Source organism: Microbacterium sp. MRS-1, from assembly GCF_000585455.1.
Lineage (GTDB): Bacteria > Actinomycetota > Actinomycetes > Actinomycetales > Microbacteriaceae > Microbacterium > Microbacterium laevaniformans.
The window spans coordinates 63310-77461 of sequence record NZ_JAUF01000005.1 but is presented as its reverse complement, the minus strand read 5'-3'; the positions used below and the strand labels follow the sequence as shown (position 1 = coordinate 77461).

Genomic DNA, 14152 nt, shown 5'->3' with positions numbered 1-14152 from the left:
GTCCCCGCGCGCGTGCTACCAGATCGTTACATCCGCGCTACCCGAAGCCCCGTCTTAACACCAGTCTTCGCCCGGCACGCCGGGCAGCGCGCCCGCGGCCTCCGCCAGCTGCTCGAGGCCGCGCGCGTACTGCCAGCCGAACACCGCGCTGCCGATCCCGCGGCGCCACAGCATCGGCAGCACCGCACCCGACAGGTGCACGTTCAGGGCGCCTTCGCGCGAAGGGTGGAGGAAGGAGCTTCCGAACGCGATCACCGTACTCTCGGCATCCAGCGCCAGCACGGTGTCGCGGGAGTGGTCGATGTGCGCAAGATCGAAGGTGTCGGCGACGTCCTCGCGCGGAGTGGTCCAGGTCGGGTGGTCGACACGGTCCGCCGCCACCATCACGGCGTGGATGGCGTCGGGCCACTGTAGTTGGGACGCGCGTGGGGCGCACGCGCGGAGCCGGCCGAGGCGCGAAAAGAGAAGGCCCGCACCCCTGACGGGTGCGGGCCTTCTCGAACGACAGCCGTGCCTACTTCGCGGCGTCCTCGGCAGCAGCCTCGGCCGCGGCGCCCTCCTCGGGCGACTCGGCACCTGCGGCGGCGGCGTCGTCGGCGACGACCTCGTCCGCGGCATCCTGAGCCTCGTCGGCCTCGGCGACCGCCTCGGTGGCGGTCTCCTCGGCGACATCCTCATCCTTGGCCGGGGCGGCGACCGGAGCGGCCGCAGCCGCCTTCTTGGTCGACTTCGGCCTCGGGTTGACCGGCTCGAGGACGAGCTCGATCACGGCCATGGGCGCGTTGTCACCCTTGCGGTTGCCGATCTTCGTGATGCGGGTGTAACCGCCCTCACGCTCGGCGACCAGCGGCGCGATCTCGGCGAACAGCTCGTGGACGGCGTCCTTGTTGCCGAGCACGGACAGCACGCGACGACGAGCGTGCAGGTCGCCGCGCTTGGCGAAGGTGACCATGCGCTCGGCGAGCGGACGCAGGCGCTTGGCCTTGGTCTCGGTCGTCGTGATCGACTTGTGGGTGAACAGCGCCGAGGCCAGGTTGGCCAGCAGCAGACGCTCGTGGGCGGGGCCGCCTCCGAGGCGGGGACCCTTGGTGGGCTTGGGCATGTCAGTTACTCCAGAGGGAAAAGGTCAGCGAACCGGTCGGGGCCGGTGCGCACAGATGGTCTTGCCGTTGCGAGCGCGGAGGCTCAGAGGGCCTCGTCGTCGTAGCCGCCGTAGAAGTGCGCACCGTCGAACCCGGGGACCGAGTCCTTCAGCGACAGGCCGAGGGAGACGAGCTTGTCGCGCACCTCGTCGACCGACTTCTGACCGAAGTTGCGGATGTTCATCAGCTGCGTCTCGGAGAGGGCGACCAGCTCGGACACCGTGTTGATGCCCTCACGCTTGAGGCAGTTGTACGAACGCACCGACAGATCGAGGTCCTCGATCGGCATCGACAGCTCGTTGGTGAGAACCTCGGCGACCGGCGCGGGGCCGATCTCGATGCCCTCGGCCTCGACGTTCAGCTCGCGGGCGAGACCGAACAGCTCGGTGAGCGTGCGACCGGCCGACGCGACGGCATCCCGCGGGGAGATCGACGGCTTGGCCTCGACGTCCAGGACGAGCTTGTCGAAGTCGGTGCGCTCACCGGCACGGGTCGCGTCGACGCGGTACGAGACCTTCAGGACGGGCGAGTAGATCGAGTCGATCGGGATCTGACCCGCCTCGGCGTACTCGTTGCGGTTCTGCGTGGCCGACACGTAGCCGCGGCCGCGCTCGATCGTGAGCTCCAGCTCGAACTTCGCCGAGTCGTTGAGCGTCGCGATGACCAGCTCGGGGTTGTGCACCTCGACACCCGCCGGAGCGGAGATGTCGGCAGCGGTGACCTCACCGGCGCCGGTCTTGCGCAGGTACGCGGTGATCGGCTCGTCGCGCTCCGAGGAGACGACCAGCTGCTTGATGTTGAGGATGATCTCGGTGACATCCTCCTTCACGCCCGGGATGGTGCTGAACTCGTGCAGCACGCCGTCGATGCGGATGCTGGTGACAGCCGCGCCGGGGATCGAGGACAGCAGGCTGCGGCGCAGCGCGTTGCCGATCGTGTAGCCGAAGCCGGGCTCCAGCGGCTCGATGACGAAGCGGCTGCGGAACTCGCCGATCTTCTCCTCGGTCAGAGTGGGACGCTGTGCAATGAGCACTATGTGTTCCTTTCCGTCACGTGCCCGCTATATGACACGTGCGATTGCAAGAGGTGTTGAGTTTTCAAAGGCGACGGATGCCGGGTGCCCCCGTCACACGGGGGCACCCGGCCCGGAAGTCAGACGCGGCGACGCTTCGGCGGGCGGCAGCCGTTGTGCGCCTGCGGGGTGACGTCGGAGATCGACCCCACCTCGAGGCCGGCGGCCTGCAGCGAGCGGATCGCGGTCTCGCGCCCCGAACCCGGGCCCTTCACGAAGACGTCGACCTTCTTGACGCCGTGCTCGGCGGCCTGGCGGGCAGCCGACTCGGCGGCCATGCCGGCGGCGTACGGGGTCGACTTGCGCGAGCCCTTGAAGCCCACTCCACCCGAGGACGCCCAGCTGATGACGGCGCCCGAGGGGTCGGTGATCGAAACGATCGTGTTGTTGAACGTCGACTTGATGTGGGCCTGGCCCAGCGCGATGTTCTTCTTCTCCTTGCGACGCGGCTTGCGCGCAGCAGTCTTGGCCTGTGCCATGTGTCTGTTCTCCTAAACCTGTACCGGGGGGCCGCGCTTACTTGCGGCCGGCCTTCTTCTTGCCGGCGACGGTGCGCTTCGGGCCCTTGCGGGTACGCGCGTTGGTCTTGGTGCGCTGACCGCGCACCGGAAGGCCGCGGCGGTGACGCAGACCCTCGTACGAGCCGATCTCGACCTTGCGGCGGATGTCGGCGGCGACCTCGCGGCGAAGGTCACCCTCCACCTTGTAGTTGCCTTCGATGTGGTCGCGCAGTGCGACCAGCTGGTCGTCGGTGAGGTCCTTGACGCGGATCGACTCGTCGATCTCGGTGGCCGTGAGGATCTCGACCGAACGGGTACGGCCGATGCCGTAGATGTACGTGAGGGCGATCACCACGCGCTTGTCACGCGGGATGTCAACGCCGGCAAGACGTGCCATGCGGTTCTCCTAGGAGTGATGGAGGTGTGGAGCAGGATCGGTGCCCGGGCCTCCGCCCCGAGGTGTCCCCTCCGAAGAGGCTCTGATCCTGCCTGTGTGCGTATTGAGTTGTGTCTTCGTCGTGAGGTGTCGGCTCGGCCCTGCGGGCCTCACGCGTCCTCGAGCCGCGAGCGACTCAGCCCTGGCGCTGCTTGTGACGCGGGTTCGACTTGCAGATCACCATGACGCGACCGTGGCGACGGATGACCTTGCAGTGGTCGCAGATGGGCTTGACGGAGGGGTTGACCTTCATGATTTTCCTGTTCGCTGTCTTCGAGTCGGACGGGATGCCGAGGCATCCGCCCGCTCGTTACTTCTCGACCGGTCTAGCGGTAGCGGTAGACGATGCGACCGCGCGTGAGGTCGTAGGGCGAGAGCTCCACGACGACGCGGTCTTCGGGGATGATGCGGATGTAGTTCTGCCGCATCTTGCCGGAGATCGTGGCGAGTACCTTGTGTCCGTTGGTGAGCTCAACGCGGAACATCGCGTTGGGCAGCGCTTCAGACACGACGCCCTCGATTTCGATGACACCGTCTTTCTTAGCCATGGCCTCGCTGACGCTTGTGCAGACCGGTCGGTCTGCGGTGAGTGGGATGTGGTGCGGCGACACGCCAATGAAGGCGCAAGGCACCAAAGATCCAGTGTACGTGATAGTGGGCCGCACGGCAAACTGCCGCGCGGCCCTCTCGCTCGTCTCAGACGCGCATCACGCGGTCAGCCCTTGAGGTTGGCGACGATGTCCGTCTGCGGGTTGTAAGTGACGGGGACATTCTTGCCGTTCACGAGAAGAGTCGGCGTTCCCTGAGCGCCCTGCGGCAGGCCCTTGGACTGTGCGAACTTGATGTACTTGCCCGACGTGATGGCCTGCTCGAGGTCGCTGGTCACATTGACCCCCGCCTGCTTAGCGATCGACACGATCTGATCGTCGGTCAGACCGGGGGTGCTCTCCTGGGGCTGGTTCTGGTACATCGCAGCCATGAACGCGTAGGCGTTGGCGGGGTCCGCCTCCGCGATGGCGAACATCGCACTCGCCGACCGGCTCGAGAACTTCGTCCCCTGCGAGGCGCGATCGAGAATCGTGACCGGGTGGAGGTTCAGCGTGATCTTGTTCTCAGATATGAGCTGCTTGATCGTGTCCCCCTCGGTCTTCTCGAACTGGCCGCAGTAGGGGCACATGAAGTCCACGTAGGTGTCGACGACATCGGGGCCGCTGCCGAACGAGATCGCACCGGTATCCGTATTGATGTTGCTCGACGAGGGCTGCGCACCCGGACCCGAGCTGACGTTGTTCATCCACACGACAAGGCCGATGACCAGCGCGACCACGACGACGACCGCCACGCTCACCCAGATCGCGAACCAGTTCCTCTTACCCGCTGCTGCCTGCGCCATAACCTCGATGCCTCTCCGATGTGCGGCTGTCGCCGCCGTCCTACCATTGTGGCTCACGCACTCTTATGCGTTGCCCGTGAAGGCCGTGACTTCACCCGCCCCCACCCCGCCGAGCCGCTACGTCTCCCGCGACCCGCCATGTTCTCGCGCGCCCTTTCGCGTCGGTTCGGCACGTTCGTAGCGGTTCGGCGTGACGGGTCAGCGTTGCGGATGAATGCCGAACGCGCGCAGCGGGGTGCCCTGGGGAGGAGCCTTCACGCACCCCGCGAGCCGCTCCTGCGACACCGGGAGGAGAGCGCTCAGGCGATGGGGGTCGGTGTGACGCCGAACGGGGCGAGGCCCGCCGCGCCGCCGTCGGCAGCGGTCAGCACCCAGATGCCGTTCTCGTGCACCGCGACGCTGTGCTCCCAGTGACTGCCGTCGCTGCCGTCGACGGTGGTGACCGTCCAGTCGTCGTCCTCGACGAAGGTCTCCTCAGAGCCGACGGTGACCATGGGCTCGATCGCGACGCACAGGCCCGGACGCACCGCGGGGCCGAGGTCGGACACCCGATAGTTGAAGATCGTCGGCCCCTCGTGCATCCGCCGGCCGATGCCGTGGCCGACGTAGTCGCGAAGGATGCCGTAGCTCTCGCCCGAGCGCTCGACGTAGCCCTGCACCGCGTCACCGATCTCTCCGACGCGCGACGCCGATGCGAGCGCGGCCACGCCCGCCCAGAGCGAGCCCTCGGTCACCTGCGACAGCCGCTCGCGCGACGCCTGCACAGCCGGATCCCCGCCGGGGACGACCACCGTGATGGCCGAGTCGCCGTTCCAGCCCTTGAACTGCGCACCGGCATCGATCGACACGATGTCGCCCGGCTCGAGCACGCGCTCCCCGGGGATGCCGTGGACGACCTGGTCGTTCACCGAGATGCAGGTCGTGTGGCGGTAGCCGCGCACGAGCTGGAAGTTCGACTCGGCCCCGCGGGCGAGGATGACCTCGGATGCCGCGGCATCCAGCTCAGCCGTGGTCACACCCGGGGCGATCAGCGCACGCACGGCATCCAGCGCGGCCGCCGTGATCAGGCCCGGCTCGACCATCGAGCGCAGCTGCGCCGGGGTCTTGTACAAGGAGCGACGAAGTCCCATCAGGAGGCTGCGATGCCGCGAGCTGCCAGGGCGGCCTGAATCCGCGCGTAGACCTCGTCCAGCGATCCGACGCCGTCGATCTGATCGACGATGCCCCGCTCGCGGTAGACATCGAGGATCGGCGCCGTCTCGGACTCGTAGATGGCCAGACGCTTCGCGATCGATTCGGCGTTGTCGTCGGCACGGCCCTGCTCGCTCGCCCGCAGCGACAGGCGCTGGATGGACTCGTCGCGCGGCACCACCAACTCGATGACCGCGGTGAGGGGCGCGCCCCTCTCGTCCAGGAAACGGTCGAGATCGCCCACCTGGCCGAGGTTGCGCGGGTAGCCGTCCAGGAGGAAGCCGGCGGCGGCGTCGGGCTGGGCGAGCCGATCGCGCACGATCTCCCCCGTCAGGGTGTCCGGCACGAGGTCGCCGGCGTCGATGATCGCCTTGACCTTCAGACCGAGTTCCGTGCCCTCTTTCACGTTGGCGCGGAAGACGTCGCCGGTCGAGACCGCCGGGATGCCGAGGGCCTCCGCCACCCGCACGCCCTGCGTGCCTTTGCCGGAGCCCTGCGGGCCGATGATGAGCAGTCGAGCAGCGGTCATCGCAGCAACCCTTCGTAGTGACGCTGCTGCAGCTGGGCGTCGATCTGCTTCACGGTCTCCAGACCCACACCGACGATGATGAGGATCGAGGCGCCGCCGAACGGGAAGTTCTGGTTGGCGCTGACCGTCGCGAGCGCCACCAGGGGCAGCAGGGCGATGAGACCGAGGTAGATCGAGCCGGGCAACGTGATGCGCGTCAACACGTAGTCGAGGTACTCGGCCGTCGGACGACCTGCACGGATGCCGGGGATGAACCCGCCGTACTTCTTCATGTTGTCGGCGACCTCGACGGGGTTGAAGGTGATCGCGACGTAGAAGTAGGTGAACCCGACGATGAGCAGGAAGTACAGCAGCATGTAGAGCGGGTGATCGCCCTTGGTGAGGTACTGCTGGATCCAGGTCACCCAGCCCGGGATGTTGCCGTTGGCGTCCGGCGTCTGGTTGAACTGGGCGATGAGAGCCGGGATGTACAGCAGCGACGAGGCGAAGATGACCGGAACGACACCCGCCATGTTCACCTTGATCGGGATGTACGTGTTCGTGCCGCCGAGGGTGCGACGCCCGACCATGCGCTTGGCGTACTGCACGGGGATGCGCCGCTGCGACTGCTCGACGAAGACGACGAGAGCGACGACGACGATGCCGACGGCCAGCACGAGGAGGAAGACCTCGAAACCGCGCGACGTGGCGATGGCCCACATGGCCGCCGGGAACTGCGCCGCGATCGAGGTGAAGATGAGGATGGACATGCCGTTGCCCACGCCGCGCTCGGTGACGAGCTCGGCGAACCACATGATGAGGCCGGTGCCGGCGGTCAGCGTGATGATCATCAGCAGCTGGGCCCACCACACATCGTTGGTCAGCAGAGCGTTGCACTCGGCGATGCCGGTCGTGCCGAAGAGCTGACCCGAACGTGCCACCGTCACCAGCGTGGTGGACTGCAGGAGCGCCAGCGCGATCGTCAGGTAGCGGGTGTACTGCGTGAGCTTGGCCTGACCGGCCTGCCCTTCTTTGTACAGCGCCTCGAAGTGCGGGATCACCACACGCAGCAGCTGCACGATGATCGTCGCGGTGATGTAGGGCATGACGCCCAGGGCGAAGATCGACAGCTGCAGGAGCGCGCCGCCGGAGAACAGGTTCACCAGCGACAGCAGGCCTTCGCTGGCCGAGCCCGTCTGCTGGAGGCAGGATTGGACGTTCGGGAAGCTCACGAAGGGCGCCGGAACGTGCGCGCCAAGGCGATAGATGGCGATGATCGCGAGGGTGAAGAAGATCTTCCGCCGGAGATCCGGGGTGCGGAAGACCCGCGCGATGGCGCTGACGGCGCTGAACAAGGGGATTTCCTCCAGAGAGCTGACCGGTGTCTCGATGCGGGTCCGAGGACACCGCTTCCAGAGTACGGCAACAGGGGCCGGAGGCTCGCCTCCGGCCCCTGCCGTGGAATTACTTGACCGAACCGCCCGCGGCGACGATCTTCTGCTCGGCCGAACCCGAGACCTTGTCGACGGCGACGGTGAGCTTGACCGAGATGTCGCCGGTGCCGAGCACCTTGACCTTCTCGTTCTTGCGCACGGCGCCCTTGGCGACGAGGTCGCTGACGGTGACATCGCCACCGGCCGGGTACAGCTCAGCCAGCTTGTCGAGGTTGACCACCTGGTACTCGACGCGGAACGGGTTCTTGAACCCGCGCAGCTTCGGCGTACGCATGTGCAGCGGCATCTGGCCGCCCTCGAAGCCAACCTTCACCTGGTAGCGGGCCTTCGTACCCTTGGTGCCACGACCGGCGGTCTTGCCCTTCGAGCCCTCACCGCGACCGACACGGGTCTTCGCGGTGTTGGAGCCGGGGACCGGACGCAGGTGGTGGACCTTGAGCACACCGGGGCGCGACACCTCGGCATCCGCCTTCTTGGCGGGAGCCTTCTTCGCGGCCGGCTTCTCGGCGGTCTTCTTGGCAGCCGGCTTGGCGGCGGCCTTCTTCTCGGTGTTCTTCACAGCGACCTCTTCGGTCGCCTTCTCAGCCTTCTCGGCCATCAGTCGATCTCCTCAACCTTGACGAGGTGGGCGACAGCCTTGACGTAGCCGCGCGTCTGCGCGTCGTCGGGACGGACGACCGAGTCGCCGATCCGCTTCAGGCCGAGCGAACGCAGCGTGTCACGCTGGTTCTGCTTCTCGCTCACCTTGGACTTGACCTGGGTCACCTTGAGACGCGCGGCCATCAGGCACCTACCTTCGCAGCGGCCGCGGCGTCAGCCTCGGCACGGATCAGACGGGCCGGAGCCACCTGGTCGAAGTCGAGACCGCGACGAGCGGCGACCGCACGAGGCTCCTCGAGCTGCTTCAGCGCCTGGACGGTCGCGTGCACGATGTTGATCGTGTTCGACGAACCGAGCGACTTGGAGAGCACGTCGTGGATACCGGCGCACTCGAGCACGGCGCGCACCGGGCCACCGGCGATAACACCGGTCCCGGCGGCAGCCGGACGCAGGAGCACGACACCGGCAGCGGCCTCACCCTGCACCGGGTGCGGGATGGACGAGCCGGTGCGGGGCACGCGGAAGAAGTTGCGCTTGGCCTCTTCGACACCCTTGGAGATGGCGAGGGGAACCTCACGCGCCTTGCCGTAGCCGACGCCGACGAGACCGTTGCCGTCACCCACGACGACGAGCGCCGTGAAGCTGAAGCGGCGACCGCCCTTGACGACCTTCGACACGCGGTTGATCGTCACGACGCGCTCGAGGAACTGGCTCTTCTCGGCGTCGCGCGAACCACGGTCGCGGTTGGGGTTGCGCTCGCGACCGCCGCGACGGGGCTCGCGGGCCTCGCGCTCGACGGGAGCGGTGGCCGCAGCCTGCTCGGTCACTTCGTTCTCCACATTCTGAGTAGTTGCATCGCTCACAGGTTCAGACCTCCCTCGCGGGCGCCCTCGGCGATCGCTGCGACACGGCCCGCGTAGCGGTTGCCACCGCGGTCGAACACGACGTCCGAGAAGCCGGCCGCCTTGGCACGCTCGGCGACGAGCTCGCCGACCTTGCGGGCCTTCGCCGTCTTGTCACCGTCGAACGTGCGCAGGTCGGACTCGAGGGTCGACGCCGACGCGACGGTCACGCCCTTGCTGTCGTCCACGAGCTGGACGAAGACGTGGCGGGCCGAACGGGTGACGACAAGGCGCGGACGCGCCTCGGTGCCCACGACCTTCTTGCGAAGGCGCAGGTGACGACGCGAACGCGCGTCGCTCTTCGACTTGACAGCCATGATTACTTACCACTCTTTCCGGCCTTGCGGCGAACGACCTCGCCGGCGTACCGCACACCCTTGCCCTTGTACGGCTCGGGCTTGCGGATCTTGCGGATGTTCGCAGCGGCCTCACCGACGGCCTGCTTCGAGATGCCGCTGACGGTGAGCTTGTTGTTGCCCTCCACGGTCAGCGTGATGCCGGCCGGTGCCTCGACGAGAACCGGGTGCGAGAAGCCGAGAGCGAACTCGACCGCCGTCCCCTTCTGCGCGACACGGTAACCGGTGCCGACGACCTCGAGGCCCTTGGTGTAGCCCTGGGTGACGCCGATGATGTTGTTGTTGATGAGGGTACGGGTCAGTCCGTGCAGCGAACGCGACTCGCGCTCGTCGTCGGGACGCGAGACCAGAACCTGGTTCTCCTCGACCTTGACCTCGATGGGCTTTGCGACGGAGAGCGCGAGCTCGCCCTTCGGGCCCGTGACCGTGACATCCTGGCCGTCGACCGAAACGGTCACGCCGGCGGGGATGTCGATGGGAAGACGTCCAATACGCGACATGTCAGATCACCACACGTAGGCGAGGACTTCCCCACCCACGCCCTTCTGCTCTGCCTGACGGTCGGTGAGAAGACCGGAGGAGGTGGACAGGATCGCGACGCCCAGGCCGCCGAGAACCTTGGGGATCTCGGTCGAGCGTGCGTACACGCGCAGACCCGGCTTCGACACGCGCTTGATGCCGGCGATCGACCGCTCGCGGTTCGGGCCGTACTTCAGGGTGAGGGTGAGGGTCTGGCCGACGCGGGCGTCGGAGACCTCCCAGCCGGAGATGTAGCCCTCCTGCTGGAGGATCTCGGCGATGTGGGTCTTGAGCTTCGAGCTCGGCAGCGACACGGAGTCGTGGTGCGCCGAGTTCGCGTTGCGCAGACGGGTCAGCATGTCAGCGACCGGGTCTGTCATCGTCATTTCTTGGTTTCCTTTGTTCAGCGGTTTCGGATGCCGTTACACGACAGCCGACCTTCTTGATGGACCGACCGGAGAGGTCGGGGGGGGTGTCAGGCCTGGTTCTCGTCCGTCTTGAACGGGAAGCCCAGCTGGCGCAGCAGCGACCGGCCCTCGTCATCCGTCTTCGCCGTGGTGACGATCGTGATGTCGAAGCCGCGGACGCGGTCGATCTTGTCCTGGTTGATCTCGTGGAAGACCGACTGCTCCTGCAGACCGAACGTGTAGTTGCCGTGACCGTCGAACTGCTTGGGCGACAGGCCGCGGAAGTCGCGGATACGCGGCAGGGCGAGGTTCACGAGACGGTCCAGGAACTCCCAGGCACGGTCACCGCGGAGGGTGACGTGCGCACCGATGGCCTGACCCTCGCGCAGCTTGAACTGCGCGATGGACTTGCGGGCCTTCGTGACGACCGGCTTCTGGCCGGTGATCTTGGTGAGGTCGTCGACCGCACCGTCGATCACCTTGGAGTCGCGAGCTGCCTCGCCGACACCGGTGTTCACGACGACCTTGACGATCCCGGGGATCTGCATGACGTTGGCGTAGCCGAACTCGTCCTGCAGGGCCTTCTTGATCTCGCCCTGGTACTTCTGCTTCAGGCGGGGCTGGATCTTGCCAGCCGCCGCGGCAGTGGTGCTGCTCATGTTCAGAGGTCCTTGCCGCTCTTCTTCGCGTAGCGCACGCGGACGGTGCGCTTCACGCCATCCTTCGTCTGCTCCTCGACACGGTGACCGACCTTGGTCGGCTTCTTGGTCGAGGGGTCGACGAGGGCGACGTTGGAGATGTGGATCGGGGCTTCCATCGTCTCGATGCCGCCCGTCTTGGTGCCGCGCTGGGACTGACCCACACGGTTGTGCTTCGTGACGTAGTTGACGCCCTCGACGATGACGCGGTTCTGCTCGACGAGAACGTCGAGAACCTTGCCCTGCTTGCCGCGGTCGCCGCCCTTGTCCTGCTTCTTGCCAGTGATGACCTGAACCAGGTCACCCTTCTTGATCTTGGCCATGACGGTCAGATCACCTCCGGTGCGAGCGACACGATCTTCATGAACTTCTTGTCACGAAGCTCACGGCCGACCGGTCCGAAGATGCGGGTGCCGCGGGGCTCCCCGTCGTTCTTCAGGATGACGGCGGCGTTCTCGTCGAACTTGATGTAGGAGCCGTCGGGACGACGGACCTCCTTCTTGGTGCGGACGATGACGGCCTTGACCACATCGCCCTTCTTGACGTTGCCGCCGGGGATCGCGTCCTTGACGGTCGCGACGATGATGTCGCCGAGACCGGCGTAACGGCGGTTGGAACCGCCGAGCACACGGATCGTGAGCAGCTCCTTGGCGCCGGTGTTGTCGGCGACCTTGAGGCGGGACTCAGTCTGGATCATTTCTTACTTCGCCTTCTCGAGGATCTCGACCAGACGCCACCGCTTGGTGGCGCTGAGCGGCCGGGTCTCGTTGATCAGCACGAGGTCGCCGATGCCGGCGCTGTTCTGCTCGTCGTGGGCCTTGACCTTCGACGTGCGACGGATGACCTTGCCGTAGAGCGGGTGCTTCACGCGGTCTTCGACCTCGACGACGATCGTCTTGTCCATCTTGTCGCTGACGACGTAGCCACGACGCGACTTGCGGTAGCCACGGGCGTCCGCATCGCGCACGTCGTGGGCAGCCGACTCGTGACCGGCAGCGGGCGCCTCGACGACGGCCTCGGCGGCCGGCGCCTTCTTGGCGGCCTTCTTCTCGGTGGTCTCAGCCATCACTCGGCCTCTTCCTTCGTGGCCTCGGCAGCGTCATCCGCCTTCTTGGCCTTGGTCTTCTTCGCCTTGGACGCGACCTCGACGGGCGCGGGCGTGGCACGGATGCCCAGCTCGCGCTCGCGGATCACGGTGTAGAGCCGCGCGATGTCGCGCTTGACCGCGCGGATGCGGCCGTGGCTCTCGAGCTGGCCGGTGGCCGACTGGAAGCGCAGGTTGAACAGCTCTTCCTTGGCCTTGCGCAGCTCTTCGACGAGGCGCTGGTCCTCGAACGTGTCCAGCTCGCTCGGAGCGAGCGTCTTGGTTCCGACGGCCATTACGCGTCGCCCTCCTCGCGCTTGATGATGCGTGCCTTCAGGGGCAGCTTGTGGATTGCACGGGTGAGCGCCTCGCGAGCGAGCTGCTCGTTGACGCCCGCGACCTCGAACAGGACGCGACCCGGCTTGACGTTGGCGACCCACCACTCCGGCGAACCCTTACCGGAACCCATGCGGGTTTCGGCCGGCTTCTTCGTGAGGGGACGGTCGGGGTAGATGTTGATCCACACCTTGCCGCCACGCTTGATGTGACGCGTCATCGCGATACGAGCGGACTCGATCTGACGGTTGGTCACATACGCGGGGGTGAGGGCCTGGATGCCGAACTCGCCGAAGGAGACCTTCGTGCCGCCGGTGGCCTGGCCCGCGCGCCCGGGGTGGTGCTGCTTGCGGTACTTGACCTTACGGGGAATAAGCATTATGCCGATGCTCCTTCTGCGACGGGCGCCTCGTTGCGGGGCGCGCGACGACGGTCGCCACCACGGTCGTCACGACCGCGAGGCGCCTTCGGCGCGTTGGCCTGCTCGCGAGCGAGCTCCTTGTTGGTGAGGTCGCCCTTGTAGATCCAGACCTTCACACCGATGCGGCCGAAGGTGGTCTTGGCCTCGTAGAAGCCGTAGTCGATGTTCGCGCGCAGCGTGTGCAGCGGCACACGACCCTCGCGGTAGAACTCCGAACGGCTCATCTCGGCGCCGCCGAGGCGACCCGAGACCTGGATGCGGATGCCCTTGGCGCCGGCGCGCTGTGCGCCCTGCAGACCCTTGCGCATCGCGCGGCGGAAGGCCACGCGGGCGGAGAGCTGCTCGGCGATGCCCTGGGCGACCAGCTGGGCGTCGGCCTCGGGGTTCTTGACCTCGAGGATGTTCAGCTGGATCTGCTTGCCGGTGAGCTTCTCGAGGTCGGCGCGGATGCGCTCGGCCTCGGCGCCGCGGCGGCCGATGACGATGCCGGGGCGGGCGGGGTGGATGTCGACGCGGACGCGATCACGCGTGCGCTCGATCTCGATGCCGCTCACGCCGGCGCGGTCCAGCTGCGTCTGCAGGAGCTTGCGGATCTTGACGTCCTCGGCCACGTAGTCGGCGTAACGCTGTCCCGGCTTCGTGGAGTCGGAGAACCAACGCGACACGTGGTCCGTGGTGATGCCGAGGCGGAAGCCGTAGGGGTTGACCTTCTGTCCCATTACTTGCTCGCCTTCTTGCTGGTCTCGGCAACCTCGGGGGTCGCGAGCTGGATGGTGATGTGGCTCGTGCGCTTCTTGATCTGGAAGGCGCGGCCCTGTGCACGGGGCTGGAAACGCTTGAGCGTCGTGCCCTCGTCGACGTACGCGTTGCGCACGTACAGGTCCTGCTCGTCCAGGAACTCGCCGTCCTTGTCAGCCTTCACACGGGCGTTGGCGACCGCAGCGGCGACGAGCTTGTAGATCGGCTCGCTGGCACTCTGGGGCGCGAACTTCAGGATGGCCAGGGCCTCCTGAGCCTGCTTGCCCTTGATCAGCGCGACGACACGACGAGCCTTCTGAGGGGTCACGCGGATGTGCTTGACGCGTGCGATGGAATCCACCATTTCTCTCCTCCTCTAGTCCTCTCTAGGAACG

Annotated in this window: 25 protein-coding genes; all 25 read right to left on the bottom strand. The window is 66.7% G+C overall.

Annotated elements, in window-relative coordinates; translation table 11 throughout:
- Positions 1–54 precede the first annotated feature (54 nt).
- The gene (locus AS96_RS01000; RefSeq protein ID WP_231477028.1) at positions 55–381 is read right to left on the bottom strand and encodes a hypothetical protein; all 327 of its coding nucleotides are present in this window, start codon (positions 379–381) and stop codon (positions 55–57) included.
- A 133-nt stretch (positions 382–514) separates the two neighbouring features.
- Positions 515–1102, bottom strand: a complete 588-nt coding sequence (rplQ, locus tag AS96_RS00995) for a 50S ribosomal protein L17 (protein WP_036284628.1) — start codon at positions 1100–1102, stop codon at positions 515–517.
- Between the two features lie 83 nt (positions 1103–1185).
- Complete coding sequence (locus AS96_RS00990; protein WP_005050489.1) at positions 1186–2175, bottom strand: DNA-directed RNA polymerase subunit alpha; 990 nt, start codon at positions 2173–2175, stop codon at positions 1186–1188.
- A 119-nt stretch (positions 2176–2294) separates the two neighbouring features.
- Complete coding sequence (rpsK, locus tag AS96_RS00985; protein ID WP_005050490.1) at positions 2295–2693, bottom strand: 30S ribosomal protein S11; 399 nt, start codon at positions 2691–2693, stop codon at positions 2295–2297.
- A 37-nt stretch (positions 2694–2730) separates the two neighbouring features.
- Complete coding sequence (rpsM, locus tag AS96_RS00980; RefSeq protein WP_005050491.1) at positions 2731–3111, bottom strand: 30S ribosomal protein S13; 381 nt, start codon at positions 3109–3111, stop codon at positions 2731–2733.
- Between the two features lie 175 nt (positions 3112–3286).
- Positions 3287–3403 (bottom strand): 50S ribosomal protein L36, encoded by a 117-nt coding sequence (gene rpmJ, locus AS96_RS00975; protein ID WP_005050492.1) that lies wholly within the window; start codon positions 3401–3403, stop codon positions 3287–3289.
- Between the two features lie 73 nt (positions 3404–3476).
- Positions 3477–3698, bottom strand: a complete 222-nt coding sequence (gene infA / locus AS96_RS00970) for a translation initiation factor IF-1 (protein WP_005050493.1) — start codon at positions 3696–3698, stop codon at positions 3477–3479.
- A gap of 167 nt (positions 3699–3865) precedes the next feature.
- Positions 3866–4543 carry a DsbA family protein gene (locus AS96_RS00965; protein WP_036284625.1) on the bottom strand — a complete coding sequence of 226 codons (678 nt, stop codon included), beginning with the start codon at positions 4541–4543 and terminating at the stop codon, positions 3866–3868.
- A 299-nt stretch (positions 4544–4842) separates the two neighbouring features.
- Positions 4843–5673, bottom strand: a complete 831-nt coding sequence (gene map / locus AS96_RS00960) for a type I methionyl aminopeptidase (RefSeq protein ID WP_036284623.1) — start codon at positions 5671–5673, stop codon at positions 4843–4845.
- A complete protein-coding gene (locus AS96_RS00955; protein ID WP_036284613.1) occupies positions 5673–6263 on the bottom strand; it encodes an adenylate kinase in 591 nt (196 codons plus the stop codon). Before AS96_RS00955 ends, map begins: the two co-directional genes overlap by 1 nt.
- Entirely contained in the window at positions 6260–7597 is a 1338-nt protein-coding gene (gene secY / locus AS96_RS00950; protein WP_036284611.1) for a preprotein translocase subunit SecY, read from the bottom strand. Before secY ends, AS96_RS00955 begins: the two co-directional genes overlap by 4 nt.
- A 109-nt stretch (positions 7598–7706) precedes the next feature.
- Positions 7707–8294, bottom strand: a complete 588-nt coding sequence (gene rplO / locus AS96_RS00945; RefSeq protein WP_005050498.1) for a 50S ribosomal protein L15 — start codon at positions 8292–8294, stop codon at positions 7707–7709.
- A complete protein-coding gene (rpmD, locus tag AS96_RS00940; RefSeq protein WP_005050499.1) occupies positions 8294–8479 on the bottom strand; it encodes a 50S ribosomal protein L30 in 186 nt (61 codons plus the stop codon). The genes rplO and rpmD overlap by 1 nt, the downstream gene beginning before the upstream one ends.
- Positions 8479–9123 carry a 30S ribosomal protein S5 gene (gene rpsE, locus AS96_RS00935; RefSeq protein WP_259457166.1) on the bottom strand — a complete coding sequence of 215 codons (645 nt, stop codon included), beginning with the start codon at positions 9121–9123 and terminating at the stop codon, positions 8479–8481. Before rpsE ends, rpmD begins: the two co-directional genes overlap by 1 nt.
- Positions 9124–9155: 32 nt before the next feature.
- Entirely contained in the window at positions 9156–9515 is a 360-nt protein-coding gene (gene rplR / locus AS96_RS00930) for a 50S ribosomal protein L18 (protein WP_005050501.1), read from the bottom strand.
- Positions 9516–9517: 2 nt separating this feature from the next.
- The gene (gene rplF, locus AS96_RS00925; protein ID WP_005050502.1) at positions 9518–10054 is read right to left on the bottom strand and encodes a 50S ribosomal protein L6; all 537 of its coding nucleotides are present in this window, start codon (positions 10052–10054) and stop codon (positions 9518–9520) included.
- 6 nt (positions 10055–10060) lie between these two features.
- Complete coding sequence (gene rpsH / locus AS96_RS00920; protein ID WP_005050503.1) at positions 10061–10459, bottom strand: 30S ribosomal protein S8; 399 nt, start codon at positions 10457–10459, stop codon at positions 10061–10063.
- An 89-nt stretch (positions 10460–10548) separates the two neighbouring features.
- Positions 10549–11139 carry a 50S ribosomal protein L5 gene (gene rplE, locus AS96_RS00915; RefSeq protein ID WP_036284609.1) on the bottom strand — a complete coding sequence of 197 codons (591 nt, stop codon included), beginning with the start codon at positions 11137–11139 and terminating at the stop codon, positions 10549–10551.
- A 2-nt stretch (positions 11140–11141) separates the two neighbouring features.
- Positions 11142–11501, bottom strand: coding sequence for a 50S ribosomal protein L24 (rplX, locus tag AS96_RS00910; protein WP_005050505.1), 360 nt, complete (start codon positions 11499–11501; stop codon positions 11142–11144).
- Between the two features lie 5 nt (positions 11502–11506).
- Positions 11507–11875 carry a 50S ribosomal protein L14 gene (rplN, locus tag AS96_RS00905; protein WP_005050506.1) on the bottom strand — a complete coding sequence of 123 codons (369 nt, stop codon included), beginning with the start codon at positions 11873–11875 and terminating at the stop codon, positions 11507–11509.
- Between the two features lie 3 nt (positions 11876–11878).
- Positions 11879–12244, bottom strand: coding sequence for a 30S ribosomal protein S17 (gene rpsQ, locus AS96_RS00900; protein WP_036284607.1), 366 nt, complete (start codon positions 12242–12244; stop codon positions 11879–11881).
- Complete coding sequence (gene rpmC, locus AS96_RS00895; protein ID WP_005050508.1) at positions 12244–12558, bottom strand: 50S ribosomal protein L29; 315 nt, start codon at positions 12556–12558, stop codon at positions 12244–12246. The genes rpsQ and rpmC overlap by 1 nt, the downstream gene beginning before the upstream one ends.
- On the bottom strand, positions 12558–12977 hold the full coding sequence (gene rplP / locus AS96_RS00890) for a 50S ribosomal protein L16 (RefSeq protein ID WP_016463572.1): 420 nt from the start codon (positions 12975–12977) through the stop codon (positions 12558–12560). The genes rpmC and rplP overlap by 1 nt, the downstream gene beginning before the upstream one ends.
- Complete coding sequence (gene rpsC, locus AS96_RS00885; protein WP_036284606.1) at positions 12977–13738, bottom strand: 30S ribosomal protein S3; 762 nt, start codon at positions 13736–13738, stop codon at positions 12977–12979. Before rpsC ends, rplP begins: the two co-directional genes overlap by 1 nt.
- Complete coding sequence (gene rplV, locus AS96_RS00880; RefSeq protein WP_036284604.1) at positions 13738–14121, bottom strand: 50S ribosomal protein L22; 384 nt, start codon at positions 14119–14121, stop codon at positions 13738–13740. Before rplV ends, rpsC begins: the two co-directional genes overlap by 1 nt.
- Positions 14122–14152 lie beyond the last annotated feature (31 nt).